The 16,644-nt window shown below is 58.9% G+C and carries 11 protein-coding genes; 6 read left to right on the top strand and 5 right to left on the bottom strand.

The annotated features are described in order from the left end of the window. Positions 1 to 228 precede the first annotated feature (228 nt). Entirely contained in the window at positions 229 to 1,467 is a 1,239-nt protein-coding gene (locus VGY55_15045; protein HEV2971290.1) for a trypsin-like peptidase domain-containing protein, read from the top strand. A 78-nt stretch (positions 1,468 to 1,545) separates the two neighbouring features. On the opposite strand, the gene VGY55_15040 is transcribed toward VGY55_15045, so the two are convergent. After that, on the bottom strand, positions 1,546 to 2,781 hold the full coding sequence (locus VGY55_15040; protein HEV2971289.1) for an amidase: 1,236 nt from the start codon (positions 2,779 to 2,781) through the stop codon (positions 1,546 to 1,548). A gap of 203 nt (positions 2,782 to 2,984) precedes the next feature. On the opposite strand from VGY55_15040, the gene VGY55_15035 reads away from it, so the two are divergent. Together VGY55_15035 and VGY55_15030 are read left to right on the top strand one after the other, a co-directional pair. Further along, positions 2,985 to 3,503 (top strand): hypothetical protein, encoded by a 519-nt coding sequence (locus tag VGY55_15035; GenBank protein HEV2971288.1) that lies wholly within the window; start codon positions 2,985 to 2,987, stop codon positions 3,501 to 3,503. Between the two features lie 654 nt (positions 3,504 to 4,157). Continuing rightward, positions 4,158 to 4,913, top strand: coding sequence for a hypothetical protein (locus tag VGY55_15030; GenBank protein HEV2971287.1), 756 nt, complete (start codon positions 4,158 to 4,160; stop codon positions 4,911 to 4,913). Between the two features lie 318 nt (positions 4,914 to 5,231). Here VGY55_15030 and VGY55_15025 read toward each other — a convergent pair whose 3' ends face one another. Further along, entirely contained in the window at positions 5,232 to 7,067 is a 1,836-nt protein-coding gene (locus VGY55_15025) for a hypothetical protein (GenBank protein HEV2971286.1), read from the bottom strand. A gap of 222 nt (positions 7,068 to 7,289) precedes the next feature. Between VGY55_15025 and VGY55_15020 the strand changes: the two genes are divergently transcribed. Next, on the top strand, positions 7,290 to 7,568 hold the full coding sequence (locus VGY55_15020) for a hypothetical protein (protein ID HEV2971285.1): 279 nt from the start codon (positions 7,290 to 7,292) through the stop codon (positions 7,566 to 7,568). Positions 7,569 to 7,995: 427 nt separating this feature from the next. On the opposite strand, the gene VGY55_15015 is transcribed toward VGY55_15020, so the two are convergent. Next, positions 7,996 to 11,508 (bottom strand): AAA family ATPase, encoded by a 3,513-nt coding sequence (locus VGY55_15015; GenBank protein ID HEV2971284.1) that lies wholly within the window; start codon positions 11,506 to 11,508, stop codon positions 7,996 to 7,998. Beyond that, complete coding sequence (locus VGY55_15010; GenBank protein HEV2971283.1) at positions 11,505 to 12,770, bottom strand: DNA repair exonuclease; 1,266 nt, start codon at positions 12,768 to 12,770, stop codon at positions 11,505 to 11,507. The genes VGY55_15015 and VGY55_15010 overlap by 4 nt, the downstream gene beginning before the upstream one ends. 316 nt (positions 12,771 to 13,086) lie before the next feature. Here VGY55_15010 and VGY55_15005 point away from each other — a divergent pair, with 316 nt between their 5' ends. Further along, complete coding sequence (locus VGY55_15005) at positions 13,087 to 13,392, top strand: hypothetical protein (GenBank protein ID HEV2971282.1); 306 nt, start codon at positions 13,087 to 13,089, stop codon at positions 13,390 to 13,392. 915 nt (positions 13,393 to 14,307) lie between these two features. Further along, positions 14,308 to 15,336, top strand: a complete 1,029-nt coding sequence (locus VGY55_15000) for a UvrB/UvrC motif-containing protein (GenBank protein ID HEV2971281.1) — start codon at positions 14,308 to 14,310, stop codon at positions 15,334 to 15,336. A gap of 464 nt (positions 15,337 to 15,800) precedes the next feature. Here the strand turns inward: VGY55_15000 and VGY55_14995 are convergent. After that, on the bottom strand, positions 15,801 to 16,644 hold an 844-nt coding region (locus VGY55_14995; protein ID HEV2971280.1), incomplete at its 5' end, for a hypothetical protein.

Genomic DNA, 16,644 nt, shown 5'->3' with positions numbered 1-16,644 from the left:
ACGACCGCTTCATTCACTAGCCCGAAGCGCAAGCGAGAGAATTACCCTGGAAAACTGAAACCCTCGCTTGCGCGTCGGGCTATTGTGCGGTTCCCAAATTGAAAAAATCAAAGGCCCTGTGGCTTCAGCCCTTTCGATTGACAGCTCTATTCACGGCTCCCACAATGAGAGTGGAATCGCCACAGGCAAGATGGCTGTATTACCGCAACCCCAATTCCGAATCAGGCGATGTCTCGCGACTGGTATTATTTGAGCGGCTCACGTCATGTCGGGCCGTTGGCCTTGAACGACTTGGCGGTGATGGCTCGGCAGGGGCGCCTTGAGCCGGAGGCACAGGTTAGGCAAGGGCGAAAGGGTTCGTGGATCGTGGCCAGGCGCGTAGCAGGCGTTTTCAATTTCACAGCGACGCGGCTGCCACCGCCGTTGCCGTCCGCAACGGCCATCGAAATGACCGATGTCGAGCGCGCCGAGCACGACGCAAAAGTTAATCGAGTATCGGGCGGCGCGATGCGAGTCGCTCCTTTGGACCCTGGTTTTGTCGCGCTGGCGGGAATCGCGCTGGTTGGAATCATTGTCATTGTTGCTTCCTGGGCCGGATCGATCGACGCCGCGTCCGAAAAGAAGATGCCGCGTCGTGACGAGGTGCCACATTTCAATTCCACGCCGCCGCTCGTCGCTCCGGTGCCATCGAAAGAGTCGCCCGACACGGATCCGGCGGTGGATTTCGATACGGTACCCAGCGCAAGCGACGTAATTCAACCGGTGGCGGGCGGCGAGACGCGACCGGCCCGAATCGAAGCGACATCCGAAGACGCAAGGAACGTGCCAAGCGACTGGATCGAGAGGATTGCCGAACGCGGCAATCGGAGCGTTGTCCGCATCGAGACTTCCGAAGGGCTAGGAACTGGCTTTGTTATCGCCAGCCGCGGCGATCGACACCTTCTATTGACCAACAAGCACGTTTTGACCGTCGGCGAGAACTCCTTTATTTCAAGGGCAACCTTGCCGAGCCGCTGCCGGGTCGTACTAACCTCAAAGACGACTGTGTTGGGGCGAGTGGCGGCGCTCGCGAAGAGCCCTGATGTCGATCTTGCGATTGTGCTGGTCGAGTCGTCAGAATTGCAGACATTGGCCCCGATCGCGTCGTTTGAATCGATCAAAGTCGGCGAAGAGGTTGTCGCAATCGGAAACCCTCTCGGTCTGGACAACACCGTTACGCAGGGAATCATCTCCGGAAAGCGCGCGGACATAATGCTGCAAACAAGTGCCCCAATCAATCACGGGAATAGTGGAGGTCCGCTAGTAAACAAATACGGGCGTGTCGTTGCAGTAAATACATTGTCTGGCGACCCCAGCAAGGGAGTGCAGGGAATCGGATTTGCAATGCGTGCCGATATCGCGCTTCGCCCCGACGAATGGGAATACGTCTTGGAGATCAAGGATCTCTTCGAAGAAATCCCGCACTGAGCGGGCGTCAGGGTGCGAACGCCATTTGACAATGCGCGTTGTGCTAAGGTGAGGGGATAACTAAGACAGAAGCCCGCGCTAATTCTCACTAGTTCCAATTGCGGGGCCAATTGCCTCGGCCGCGCCGATCAGGAACAGGTCTTGTCCGTGGGCGCCGATGAGCGACAAGCCGACCGGCGAATTCGCCGTGCTCGCCAACGGTAGCGAGACTTGCGGCAGCCGGCCGATGCCCGCCATCGAGGTGAGCGACAAAGCCTTGCGATAATAACCGCTGGTGCGGTCTTGGGCGTTGCTCGCCTTCGCGGGCGCGGAACAGGGGACCGTCGGAAGACACAATAGATCGTTCGGACCAATCGCTTGGCGCAGAGCTCGGTAACTCGCTTCTCGAAGTTCAATCGCCGCGCGCGCCCGCGGGCGTTCGAGATCATACACCAGCTTGAAACTTGCCGCGGTCGCCGGCCCGAACTGTGGCCGCTCCGCGGCGATCCAGGCGCCCAGCGAACTGCGAATCTCCGTCCATTGCAGCACGCAGTAAGTGTCGAGCAACGCCTCCCACCGCCGACCGGGTCCGTCGCCGAAGATTTGCGCGAGTGAAATGGACTGAACGCGCTGGCCGTACAATGCCCGCAATCGCTCGATCGCCGGTTCCAGAACTTGGCGAACATCCGGATCGACCAGAGCGAATGCATCGTCCAACAGATGAACAGTCGGCCGCTCGCTGCCGATTTTGGCTTCGCCCGCTAACAGCACCTCCGCCGACCGTCGAAGCACATTGGCGCTGCGCGCCAGAATGCCGACGGTGTCGAATGTCGGAGCAAACGGCATAACTCCGGCCACCGAGACGAAACCGTGCGACGGTCGCAGCCCCCAGATGCCGCAATTGCTTGCCGGGACGCGTACCGAGCCGCCCGTGTCGGTCCCAAGGGCGAAATCGACCAACCCGCAAGCGACGGCCGAGGCCGAGCCACTCGACGACCCGCCCGGCACGCGATCAAGCGCCGCCGGGTTCAGTGGCGTGCCGTAAAAGTGGTTCTCTCCGATCAGACTGAAGGCCATTTCGTCGGTCACCGTCTTGCCGGCGCAATGCGCTCCGGCAGCCAACAACTGCTCGACGCAGACCGCATGTACGGCAGCCGGCGGATGCGTATCGTGCCAGGTTGGATTGCCGCAACCCGTCAACGTCCCCGCCACGTCGATCAAATCCTTTACGGCGAACCTCAGTCCGACCAGCGGGCCGTCGGCAGTCGGCGATAGCTCAAACATTTCGACGAACGCACCGCTCTGTGCTGCAGTGACCGAACGCGTGGAGTTCATCCAACTCTCCTCTGGCCGCGACTACCCCAACGGCAATTGTACCGGAAATGCGCGAATCGTGAGGCCTATCACTGTACGAGCCGGCGGAGCATCAATCCCACGCAACATTGTAAACATCGCGAGCGCCCACATCGCCTGAGTTTACGACGCATCGGCGACTCGCCTCCGGCACCCGCGCGATCTCCGATATCTCTGGCGCGCTGATGACCCATTACGACGAGAGCAAGCCGCAGATCTGGAAAGTGCCGCTACGCGACGACGTGCGGCCCGGCATTAGCGTCACCGCCCCGCAGGCCGGCTATCTGGTGCCCGCCGCGCATTCGGCATGGGTCGCGGAAAAGTTCAAACAACACGACATCGCTTTCCGAGTCCTGTCCGTACCGCTCTTGAAGATTGCGGTCGAGACTTTCCGCGCCGACAAAGTCAGTTTCAGCCCGCGACCGATTGAAGGCCACCAGTACCTGTCACTTGAAGGTGCGTGGAAACCGGAAACGCGCGACCTTGGCGCCGGGGCATTGTTAGTGCCGATCGCGCAGGCCAAGGCGCGGCTGGTGATGGCCTTGTTCGAACCGCAGGCGCCGGATTCGTTGGCCGCGTGGGGAGCGTTCAACGCCGCCTTTGAGAAGAAGGAGTACATGGAAGATTACGTCGCTGAAGACGTCGCACGCTCATCTGGCAGCAGATCCCGCGCTGACAGCCGATTTCAAGAAGAAGCTCTCTGACGACCCTGAATTCGCCAAGAGTTCAGCCGCGCGCCTGGAGTTTTTTGCCCGCCGGCATGCATCTTGGGACGAGCGCTTCAACCTGTACCCAGTGATGCGAATTGCGTGACGCCGAAATAGGATTTCTTGGCCTAGTTTGGATTCTGTTCCTCGTTCTTCTGTCCGCTCGGCCCGCTCGGTTCCAATCGCTGCTCGGGTCTGGCGTGAGTTGGGAATACCTCCAGAATGTCGGGGTTTGGGCAGTCTCGGTTTTCAAGATGTGCGTCGGGCTGATGGCACTGGTGGCTGTTTGGCTGACGCTGTGGGCTAGCCGTCTGGCCGAGAATCTGCCCGTCGCAGAGCGGGCTATTTGTGGGTACAGCGGGGTTCAAAGCCGCTTGCCAAGGTGGTTCTAGCTGGACTCGCTGCAAATCGGACGCTCCAAACTGTCTCGACGCGTCGTTGTTTGACGCCGATTCGCAAGTGGTTATCGCCGCCTGGGGCCAACTGTCGGCGGCAATCCGGCAAAGTGAAGGTCTTTTGTGACGTACCCACGGATCACAAAGCGGATGCTTGATTGCGCCGTAAAGAACGGTTCTAATCCGCTTCCGAAGCAGCCCGCCGTCACTTCTTCAACCTGGCGGAAGCCTTGTTCCCTTCCCAGATGGAGAATATATGACTACTGCGAAACCCACGTTTGGCGCATTCGACAAGGGACAAATTCCCAGCATTGCGTGTTTCAATCAGGCCACGACCGCTCTTGGTGTCGACTTCGACGCCCTGATCGCGGCGATGCAGGCCTACGTCGACGAACATGTGGCACCCGTCTGGGGCACGCCCGCGAAGCTGATCAAGTCGGTCAACTTTGTGAAGAACTCCTGGGGTATGGTCTTCCTCGACAATGCAGATCAGCCGGGAGCACTCGCCTACCACGATCTCACACCAGACGGTTTTCCGCTCTCCAAAGTGTTCGTTCGAACGACACTACAGAACCACGACCTGGTGAGCGTGTCGGCGTCTCACGAACTCGTCGAGATGCTGGTCGATCCCGCCATCAACATGATGACGACGGGCCCCGACCCGAAGCTCAGCTATGCATACGAAAGTGCGGATCCGGTCGAGGCACTCAGCTTCGCCGTCAAGGGCGTTGCGATGAGCGACTTCGTATATCCATCCTACTTTGAAGCTTTTCGCAAGGCCGGCTCAACCCAATTCGACCGCCTCAACAAGGTCAAAAAGCCATTTCAGATCCTCTCCGGCGGCTACCAGCTCGTGCTCAAGAACGGGAAGTGGACCCAGGTCAGCGGGTCGGCCGCAAAGAGGAGGAGCTTTGCAAAGGAAGACCGCCGTGGTCACCGGAGCGAATCACGCGGAAAGAAACTGAAGGTTACTTCTTTAAAGGAGATTGCCCGCGCGAAGCGGCGGAGTTAGCGCACTTCGCAAGCGATGTCACGCCAATTCGATCGAAATGAGTGCAGAAGGATTTCGGAATTACGCAGCAGAACGTGCGTGAAGAAAGATCGAAACCAACGATTCTGCAATGAGATGCGACGATTGATTACCAAAGCCGTTAACCGCCTTTTGAGTCCGGCGGGCCCTTTTCGCTCGAACTCCGCCATCGATCCCACATTGCGGGCAAGGTTCTCGGCACATCTCGCCTTTAGCCGCTCACGATTAGCGACGGCGGCGACATCTTCGTTAGCCGTGCTGTGGCTGGTCGCGCGCTCCTGCCAGACGGTTTGTAGCTATTCAGAATTTGCTGATCAACCGATTTAATTCGGCGGCAATTTGCGGCGCCGTGCTGTCAAAGTAGTGAATGTGTCCACCGGCCCCAATGCAGAACTCCCGGCGCACGCCGGCCTGATCCTCCGAAACCGTCAGCCCCTTTTCCGACCAGTCCCATTGATAATCGCACGCGTCGCTCCGCCATAGGTAGCGTCCGACATAGTCGCCGCTACGAAATGCATTGACCCATTTCCGCACACCGAGTTGTGTAGGATCAGGCAGTTGGTTTGCCGGAATGAATCGGGGGGCGCCGCGGCTCCAGCGAGTCGTGTCAGTGTGCCTCGCCCACGCATACAAGTGAGGAAACCGCCAGCCGTAAAGTTGGCGAAGCGGGCAACCGAGCGTGAACAAAGCCAGGGGCACGTCCCCTTCGTCAAGTCGGCCAAGCTCTGGGTCGGGGTACTTGTGGAGGAATCTCAATAGCTCGGCGCTGATTGCCGTTCCCTGGCTGTGGGCCACGATGATGACGCCGTCGTACCGGCCGTCGTCGCGCGTGTCTCGCCAGGCCCAGATATGGCGGAGTAGCGACACATAGCGCGCGCAGATCCTGGCGCGCGGGTTTTCGCCTCGCGGGTGCTCGCGCAGCCAACAATCTACGTCCAAGATCGTATTCAGGGCCGTGCGAAAACCGAGGGCCACCTTCTCCAGGCGGCCGTTGAAGGCGAGCAGGCCGCCAGCCGAGCCCAGCACCCCAACCGCCAAGAGGCCGAGCAACTGTGGCGTGGCGACTGTTGAGAGGAGCGGCACCGGAATCCCCAAAAACTCCGCCAGCAGACCTCCGCTGAGAACGAACGGAAACGCGAAATACAAGATAAAGCCCGCGATCGCCAGCAAGCGGTATCCATAATTCAGCCAATTCCCGAGCGTTTGCGAGAGCGCGTCAGAATTCTTCGTCGGGGGTACCAGGTCATACAGGACTACCGGCATCAGCCCCCAGACGGCCATGACCACCGTCGCGGCGAGCGCGAACAAGACGATCAGAAACGCTGGCGTGGCACTGGCAACAATCAGCTTGTCGTGGAAGTCAACCGCCGACAACTGCTCGGGAAAGCGGGCCAGCTCGCGCAGCAGCCAGCAGGGATGATAGAGAGGCAGGTCGCTGGGAAACACTGCGACCGCGGCTTGATTCATGGCCCGAAAAAGGACCAGGGTGATGATCAAGAACAGCACGTTTGGGAGTGATAAGGCGAGCCAAGCGGTATGCACTGCGCGCTTGGCCCGGTCTTTCACTTCCGGTGGGAACCGCCGCGTCGCGCACAATGCCCAGAAGCCCGTGAGAAATACCAGCCACTCGCAGGCCAGTAAGACCAGCCAACACGCGAACAAACCGAGAACAAGCGACTCCACTAACTTCAGGGCGGCCGAGAAGATGGCCGTATTCGAGCCGTTCGCTTGCAGGAGCTGCACGAGCGTCAACACGGCAAGTATGCCGCCGATGATCCAACCGATTCGCTTCGCTCCGGGGCGAACGTTGTCGTACAAGCGCATGCCCCAGCTCAAGATTGCCGCGGCCACGACGCACCATTCGAGCGCGAGCAGTTGGAAGCTGCTAAGCCGACCGACACCTTGCGCGTTCGGGCTGATTAACCAATTGCCAATCAGCACTCCGCCGGCGGCCACTAGAGGCGGCGCAAGGAGCCAGACCAGCCATGGCGGACGCCTCTCAAGTAACAGGCGCCAAACGACGAGGACCGCGGCCAAAAGGCCGAGCAAGATCGGCGCAGCGAGCGCCGCGCCCCGGACGCCGAGCAGTTGACCGGGGATCGGCATAAAGACAAGGGCCAGCAAAAGCAGATGCAAGATCGGAATCGGCAATGTGAATATCCGGACCGACATTCGGACCCAGAAATCGAATCGCGCCCAGCTGAGTCTGCTTGAGTCCAGCCGGTGTTCCGCAAGGGCAAAATCCGCCGTCAGTCGCCCGAGACTCCCCAAATGCAGGAGAAGCTGATAGAGTTCGGCAAGAATTCTAACCACCCAAGTGCCGATCCGTGAGAGGTCTGACCAATACATCTCATAGACATGCAACTCGACGTCAGGCATTTCCGCCTGGCGGCGGATTGCGTTGAGACGCTGAGTTTCGAAAACAGTGTTGCCGTCTGGCGAGGGCTTGCCTGGCGGTTGTTCGCCGGGCTGCGATTCGACGTCTGGCTTTTCCGCATGGCGAGGCGCGGCGTTGAGGCGATCGACTTTGTAGACGGTATCGCCCTTCGTCGAAGACTTGCCGCGCAGTTGGTCGCGCATGAAACCCAAGGCGTAACCGTCGTCGTCGGCCTTGGCAAAACCTGTCGCCTGCTCTGAAGCCGCTAGGTCAGTGCGTTCTTGCTTTGTCGCGGGCGGGCCGGCGGCGTGCAAATTCAGTACAAACTCCGAACGCTCCTCGAACAAACCGGTGTCGGGTCGAGGGGCGGTGGCCCTGTCCCGCTTCCTGGCGGTGATTTCCCGGTTGGCCTCGAACTGACCGGCCGACGGCGACCGGTCGGGAGCCGTTGGGGTTTCGAGTGGAACGTACACGGGTCTCGTCGCGATGCTTATGTCCGTTGCCTCAAACGGGCTATACCTGATCGCGCTCTCCGATTGGGTTAGGAGCAGGTTTGCCACGTCCCGCACTGTTGCTCCCGGCTCGTGATAGCCGACGCCATGGACGGCGATCACGGCCAAACGCCGGATTGGAGCTTCTTTTTCTTCTGGCATAGTCGGCTCAGTGGGCTTTCGCCGGTCCGTTGGCCTAGAGTTCGTGGATAAACAACTCATGCGCCAACTCCCGGCGGCCGACTTCCACGACATGTCGGTGGTGGGTGAACAAGACCACTTGCATGTTGTGAGACAGCTCGGCAAGGCAGCGCATCGCCGCCGCTGTCCGATCGTCATCGAAATTCAACAAGACGTCGTCCACGACAAACGGAATTGGGTCGTGGGCTGTCAACCAATGCTCGAGGTTGGCCAGTCGCAACGCCAAGTAAAGTTGATCGGCTGTCCCGTCACTCATTCCTGCAACGCGAACGGTCTTCCCGTCAGCGCGCACGCCCAAGAGTATGAGCTGGCCATCTTCATCGAAATCCGTGCGCAATCCAGTGAAGGAACCCAGCGTCAACAATGCGAAAAGCCGACTGGCGCGCTCCAACACCGGCCCTTGATTCTCTTCTCGGTACCGTTCGATGGCGGCTCGGAGCACGGCCGCAGCCATCCGTAGCACGGCGAGTTGTCGGACGTCAGCCTCCAAACGGGCAAGCAGCGACTCACATTCGTCGGCCTTGGCCGCGGCATTGCCACTACCGGTCATACGGGCCAACTCATTCCGTTCGCTGCCGATCGTTTGCAGCACGCTCTCACGTTGGCTGGCAAGTTCGTCGACTTCCCGCGTCAAATCGTCGATTCTAGGGACCAGGATGTCGGCAGGCTCTGCTTCCGCCTCGGCGGCAAAGTCCGGCAAGGGGCGGCCGCCGCACCATAGGGAAAGCTGAGCTTCCAGCTCCTGCATCTTCCGGGTCCAATCACGACGTTGTGAGGAGCGGTTTTCTGCCCCGGCCAGTTCATCGGGGCCTTGGCAGCCAGCTTCCTGACACAGATTCGCAAGCTCTAACTCGGCATCTTCGATGAGCTTTCGCGCCTGCTTGCATTTCTTATCTTCGTCTTGCCGCTTCCGTTCGAGGGACTCGCAACGGCTCTGTGCCTTGCGACATTCAGTAAGCCGGAAGTTCAGATCGGTCACCGCTTCGGCAATCGGACGATTCGCCAGATCGGGCGCCAATCGCTCGAGAACTCCGGCCACATCTTCAGCGAATTGACGGGCGTCTTCATCAATGCCGTCAATTCGCAAGGCAAGCTGACGCGCATCATGGAGCTTCTGAAACAATTGCGTCAGCCCTTCGATCACACTGTTCGCCTGCTCGGCGGTAGCATTGTGCTCCAACCCGAGTTCGTCCATCGCGGCGGTCCAGTCAGTTTTCCAATGGTTAAGTTGTCGCTCGGCCTTCGCGAGCCGGTCCTCTGTGCCGACGAGTTGGACATTGGCCCTATTCAACTCCTCCGACAGATTGTTTCGCTTAGTCGCAAGATCCTGGAGCATCTCGACGCGATGCTTAGAGCGCCCGAGAAGGACCGGCAGCGAGTGGTCCGCAGAAGCCTCGACATCGTCCAGCCGCTGGAGTTCGTCTGCCAGTTCCCGGCGGGCGACTTCGATTCGCCCCCAAATTCGATCTGCTTCCAGCCTCTTGGCCCGCAACAGGGCCGCGGTGCCGACAAGCGCCTGTTGTTTATTTCGCCAGGCGCGCATTTCTCGCGGGGTCAACACGGCGATCGGCACCTTGGTCCAGTTATTCTTCCAGTCCTCCAGCAACCCAGCATGTTCCGCCTTCCTGTCCGCGATCTCGGCGTCGAACTTGGAAAGGCGATCGGATGTCTGCTGCTCGTCTGCCAGCAACTTGGACTTGGTTCCGACAAGTTCAGCGTCCTGTCGCAGACGATCAGCGACCTCATCCGCTGCATGGACACTGCGATCGTACGCTTCCGTCAGCTCATTGGCGGAGGCAAAGTGTCGAACAAAACCCTCCACGCGGGCGGAATCCGGCTTCCCGTCTCGCCAAACTTCGAGCACGAGTTGCCAGCCTTCCTCGCGCTGCCGACGCGCAGAATTGAGACTCTCTAAAGTCAGGATCTCGCGAGTCGCCTCCAACTGTTCCAGCCGTTCGATTAAGGCTTGCCGGTCTCCGTCGGCTTCAGTTCGACGGCGATCCAAAGCATCGAGTTGTGCGGTCGAATCCCTGAGATCGTGTTCGAACCGGTCGATTGTCTCCTCATCTGGGACGGCAAGTCGCTCAAGCTCCTCAAGCGTGCCCGACCACAACCTAAGCTGCCGCAATCGCACTTCGGCATCCTGAGCGAGCGTTTCAATTTCCGCCTCAAGAACGACCTTTTGCTGCTGGAGGTCGCCTTGCGATTGGATGTACTCCACAGCGGTACGCAACTTCGTCGGGTCGGCTGGCGCGGCCGCGGTGGCAACGGCGCGTTTGATCTGCTCGATAAGACCACGGAGTCCGGAACAATCCTCCAAGGCCCTGTCCAGCGATTGAACCAAACCTGCTTGCCGGTTCGCCAAGTTCTGCACTCGAAGGGTCCTGTCACGAGATAATCGCAAAGATTCGACACCGTCTAATTTCGTTGGCCTACCCAAGGTCCTGAGGATCTCCCGGGCGCCGTCCTCGGCGCCCTGATGCGCCGTGGCAAGTCCGGGGCGATCGAGCCCGGCTTTGCGGTGGCTGCCCAGCCGTTCCCGAAGTTGCTCGATCGAGTCGGCGTCATTCAGGAGGATATCCGAGACGACGAGCGGCTCCAGGTCGCGAACCAACTGCTCTCGCCGCTCAACCGCCTCTTGTTCCTTCTGCTTGGCGCTTTGCAACCTCGCCATCGCATCAGTTCGCCGCCTCGAAAAATCGTCTGCCAGAATCCGCGCGTCGCTAAGCGGCACAAGTGCCATCGTGGCTGATTTCCAACGTCCGAGCGTCGGCAGGGCTTGATTGATGCGCATCAACCGGTTGCAATCGGCTTGTTTTTCCCGAAGATGGTCATTTAGTTTCGTCAATCGCGACTCGGATTCTCGCAAGGCCCCGTCGTGTTTTTGCCACTCCGCGACTGGTAGTATGCTCGCTTTCAAATCGTCTCGCGCCTCACGCAACTCCCGCAGTGATCGGTTGATTCGAGGCACTTGTGCGTTCGGTTTGAACAGATTGCTCATCTCGTCCTGAAGCTGTTTCTGCAGCGTGTTCAATTGTGCCAGTCCGGCTCCAGCCACAAACAACAGCTCGCCCACGCGACCACTCCCCTTGACGATCGCTTCGCCGCCGGCCACAAGCGTCTTGTGGTCGATGCCGAACATCGTATCGAACACGCTCTGGTCGATCCCCCCCAAGAACCTGGTGAGCAAGTCGTCATCCAACGGCACGTCGTCGTCAGCGCCGCGCAACGTATGGCGCTGGCCTTTGCGACGAACGACTTCGAGCGCAGTGCCGTCGGCAGCTTGAAGGATCCCCCCAATACGCATTTGCTCGTACGGATGGACGAAGTTGTCCGGCGTCCGTGGCGGGATCCCGTAAAGCAGATGGCGGAGCGCACGGAGCGCCGAACTCTTTCCAGCCTCGTTCGGCCCGTAGATGACATGGAGTCCTTGGTTGCCCGCCGATAGATCGATCTCCCGGCCCGTGAACGGTCCGAAGGCCGAGAATCTCAGCCGATCGATTCTCACGACGCGGCTCCCTTCCCCAGTAGTCGGTCAACCAAGAGCGGTTCGACCTCACTCAACACGGCCGACAACCATTCCGGATCATCGAACCGCAATTCCCCGGCACCTTGAGTCAGTTCGGCTGGCAATCTTGTCGCCAAGTCGGAAAAACTCATGAGCTGTCGCAACCCCTCGGGATTATCTCGTAGGGATCTCACCACTTCGGCGAGCGTGCCAAGCGGGCCTTCTGCTTTCGAGCGGTAATCGCCAGCAGTTTGTGTTTCTCGCGTTAGCACCTCAACCTTTTCTAGCCAAAGCCCTCCGGCGCCGACATCGATGGCGGCAGCCCGAATCTGATTGATCAGCGCCTCGCGCCTTGACAATAACTCTTGGTGCCCAGGTGTCGTCCCCGTCAGCTCTAGACGGACCGCGAGGATTCGCTCGTCGGCTCGCCGCTGGAGCTGCGTCAACGATCGACGCACGCGAGAGAGCACGTCATCGAGGTCAGGCGATTGACCAACGTCCACAGAGGCTCGCTCCCAGCGCAAGACGTCCAACGGGCGGAAATCGGCGGTTACGGCGCGATCATCTTCAACCGTAACGACGAGACATCCCTTGGGTCCCGTTTCTCGGATGTGCCGCCCCTGCAGATTGCCTGGGAACATGACCATCGGATCGGCGCACAATTTCTCACGACAATGGACGTGCCCCAAGGCCCAATACTCGTAACCTTTCGACTTCAAGCCTTCGATCGTACAAGGGGCGTAAGCATCATGGCCCTCCCTTTCAGTGGCGCACGTGTGCAGCATACCGATATTGAATAGCTCTGGTCTGGCTCGAGGGTATCCCAAGGACAGATCTTCGCGCACTGCAGCCGTCGCAAATCCCTGCCCGTGGACCGCCACGTCCCACCGATCCAAAACCGCGGTTTCCGGCCGGTCCGTCGCCAAGTAGCGCACGTTGTCTGGCAGCTTGAGCGCGCGGCTCATTCGATTTGCCGCATCGTGGTTGCCAGATGTCGCGTATACGGGGATCCCCGCTTCACGCAGGCGGGCCATCTGCGAAACGAAATACAATCCCGTGTTGTAATCTCGCCAATCGCCGTCAAAGATGTCGCCCGCAATCAGGACGAATGCAACCTGCTCGACGATTGCCAGATCGATCAACGCTTCGAGGGCACGGCGTGTGGCACCGCGGATCTCATCGACCGGGGCTCCCTCGTAGCGTTCCAATCCCCGAAGCGGACTGTCGAGGTGCGGATCGGCCGCATGAATGAACTTGAACATTTACATCCCTTCGCGAAGTTCACCGATGAATCTAGCAGTGTTCCTGGGGCGAGGCAACTTTTCTACAATCGGTCAACTGGCGTGCTTTGGGCACGTCGGCGACGAATCGACAAGACGTTCGAGGATTCGCAAATACATGGGGACCCGAGCCATCGCCTCGTCGTCCGAAGTCCGTTCACGCGATTCCGGCAGCGCCGCGCCAATCATTTAGGCGGCCACGCGCGACAACAGTCGGTATTGGATGCCGCTCACGGAATTGATACGATCGATCGACAATCAATGAACTGAGCAACACTCATTTGGAATAGGTGCCACAATGGACGACGATCGCTTTTTTCTCGAACTCAAAAGAGGGCAACGTCCTCTCGGACTGTTGTCTACCCAAAACGATAGATTGCACCGTAATCCTGCGGACTTGGAGCGTGCAAGTCGGCAAGTGAAATATCTTATGGATCACGCGCTCGATAAGGTCGGCGATTGTGTCGACACGATCAACAACATCCTCCGCTGGCACGGCCCAGACGAAATCAAGAACGGGCTGCAGAGGCATGGTCGTGGTCAGCTTGATTTACTTGCACGCTTACGAGCGTTGGTTGACGATTCGACAGGACCAGCGGAATAACACTTGGAGTCGTGGACGGACCGCAAAGTCCTTCCGTCGGTACGTGACGGGATGCTGACTGAAGGTCTCTCGTGATCTTTTGAAAGATCGAGCATGTGAGGCAGCTTGATTTCAACGAAAAACGCGTCATAAGTACATGGGGATGGAATAGCGATCAACGACGGGCCACAGAAAGCCGAAGGAGCTTGGCTCGCCTGACGCGCCGAGCTTAATTCCGGGCGAAAACGAGACATAAACAAGAAAAGGGATTTCCCAACATTTGGCGGAGCCGCGCCAAAGGAATTCTCGCGAAACTGAGCCCATCACTCGGCACGTGAACTCGTTTTCAACAGGTTGCGATTTCGCCATTGACGTAAGTTCACTGAAAATGAGAGCCGCCAAGGCGGACGGCCAATGGACCGCCGCCGTCGCGCCTTCGCTACGCGCCACCGTCGCCTAGATGCTTGGTATTGACGGACGGATCTGCTCGCGACCGCCAGCCGCTTTGCCCACAGAGTTCGGGGAAATCGGCGTTTCAGGCTTCGTTCTGGCCGGCTCGCCGCCGACTGCCTTGATCGACTCCACTAGTTATAGCGCATCCATGCGGTCTAACTGGGTTGCTGCTGCTACCTGCCGGATAATCCTATTCGCGCAACGAAGAGAAGAATCGCCGTTCGTCGAGACAATGAGACAATTCGTCTCATTGTCTCACGCTTCGCAGTTAGCATCGAGAAACGGAGTCGCGGAAACGGCGATCTCTACAGAATCGGAGCCAAGTTCCGGGAAGGGCATATGCGCGATAAGCAAAAGAATCCACCACACGCACTGCTTGTCACGGAGTTCGGCGAATTCCGGAGCCTAGCCCGGGCGTTTGCATTGGGATCTTACGACCTGTTTACCGTTATCGGAGCCGGGGGACTGGGCAAAAGTGAAACCGTGGTTCGCGCCATGCAGGAGGTCCACGGCGCCGGGAAATGGGGCCTGATCAAGGGAAAGCACACGCCGTATGACCTCTATCGGAAGCTTTATGAGTTCCGGCGCGACCCCCTTGTGTTAGACGATTTGGATGGCCTGCTGAAATCGAGCGACAACACCGCCATGTTGAAATGCGTGTGCGAGACCAAACCGCTCAAGAGAGTTGAATGGGGCAGCGCCCGTTCCCCATCCACAGGTTCAGGCCACGGCGCGCCTCCAAGTTTCGATTCGATTAGTCGCGTCTGCATTCTCGCCAACGAGTGGAACAGCCTGAATCGGAATATCACCGCCCTGCATGATCGGGGCGTGCTGATCTTATTCCGTCCGACCGCCCTCGAAATCCACAGGGAAGTCGGTCGCGGAGGTTGGTTCGCCGACGAGGAGATCTTCCACTTCATCGACAATCATCTCTATTTGATGACGAATTCCAGCTTCCGGTTCTACGTCACCGCCGCCAAACACAAGGAATCGGGCCTTGATTGGCGAAGCTTGATTTTGCGAACGCTGGAGAGTGCGGCGGATCCCGGTTTGATCCTGGTCGCCAAGCTCATGGCGGATCGAGAATTCGACCGACTGTCAGCGCCGGAAGCAGCGCGCGAAAGGGCATTCAAGGTCGCTTGCGGTGAATCCCGCGCGACTTACCACCGGCACAAGAAACTGCTACTCGATCGGCGCGGGGAGGTAGACATGGCGGAAGTTGCGGCAATCGAATTGTCTCCCCTTCGACCGGATTTTCACACTCTGGCGATGCTCGAGCGCCGTGAACAACTTGAAGCGGAACGATGCGGCTCGAATTCCTTCGATGCCGCTTCGGAAAGTCGGCCGGTTGATCGAGGTAATCAATTGGCGGATCGACCCGGGGAAGCCGGCATTGGTCAGTACAGCTTGCTGGCGCGGTTGAGGCTCGAGATGAAACGGGCCGTGGCGAGGGAAGATTACGAGGCGGCAGCCAAGCTACGCGACGAAATCTCGAAGTTAGGCGGCGCGTGAGCGGCAGTAATTCTTGCAATCTGCGCGCGGTCAAAGATCTGGCTGGCGATCGTTCGCGCGTTGGCCGCCCGAATCGGTGATTCGACCGGCAGAATCGCGTTCTGGTCGCCTCGCCTCGGACCTCCAGTTCGGGAAGCCTTTCGCGGGAAGTGTGGAATCCCCGCTCAAACGGACTTCGTTTTGGAATAGGTGCGCAGCCGGATGCCGCTCCTCTGGCCAAAAGTTTGCTCGTCGCGAGACGCTCAAAATCCATGCTGACGCTCAAGTAGCTGGCGTCGACAAGACTTTCTTTCAGGGAGATGAGTTGTCTATCCCGAGCGATTGATTTCCGTTCCAACATTCGGCGGCTAGATTGCCGCGCAGTCGTGCTTCGCCACATGAGCTGGTCGGAGTTGGTCGCGCGAGGCGGAGAAACATCTGACCGGCAACGCATCGCGTTTCAAGTTCGCTTCGTGGCGATTCCATCAAATTGGCCAAGGCCGATCGAGCCAGCCTTTCCCAAGGCGTTCCCTGATCTCGATCAAGTCGGCGTGAATAGCACCTAGTGAGATGCCGAAAAACCGACCGAGCGCAATTTCTACACGGCCAATATTTCCTTCAAGGATCGACGTGTGTCGCTGGCACAGAAGCCGCCAATAATGTTGGATTTCAAACAGGCGTGCGAATCGATCGAGTTGATTTCGTGCGCTATTGCTTGCGCGAACTATATTGAGCCACTCACTCAGATGATCCGGTTGTTCGCCGTGATGTAGCGCATCATCCAACTGACCGCGAATTTGATCGCGGCTTGGGATGGGCATCGTGTCCGGCAGAAAGAAGACGCCACCGGCCCGCATCAAATGCTTAACCACCGTCCAAGGAAACGAACCAGCGATTAAAGCCTGGAGCGGAACCGGCAAGTACGGGCCCGCTAGGCTCTGCAATCGCCAGCGGGTGAAAAACTCTTCGCAGGCTGAGTTAAAAGCCCCCCAGTCAGGGTCTTCGGTGGGATCGGTTCCGGGAAGGAACATGCGGGGCGGAAGGACGATTCCGGTTAGGTGCGTGCCCCACCGGAGTATGGTTTCGGCATGCTCGGTGAGCAGGATATCATGCTCGTCCAAGAACTGCTGGTTGGTCAGCAGCCATCCGGCGTAACCGCGCCGAAAACGCTCGAGCGGCACTGCATCGCGTTCGCCAAAAATGCGCAGCGCTTGCTTCGCTTCGAGGGGATTCATACCGGCTGCACGGAATTCTTCATCACTGAACGCCATTTCTGGCATTGGACGGAGTCCCTGGTAGCTGACGTATTGTTGCCGCCAGATTCCGACC

The sequence above is a fragment of the Pirellulales bacterium genome, from assembly GCA_035939775.1.
Lineage (GTDB): Bacteria > Planctomycetota > Planctomycetia > Pirellulales > DATAWG01 > DASZFO01.
This window is presented reverse-complemented; position numbering and strand designations above follow the sequence as displayed.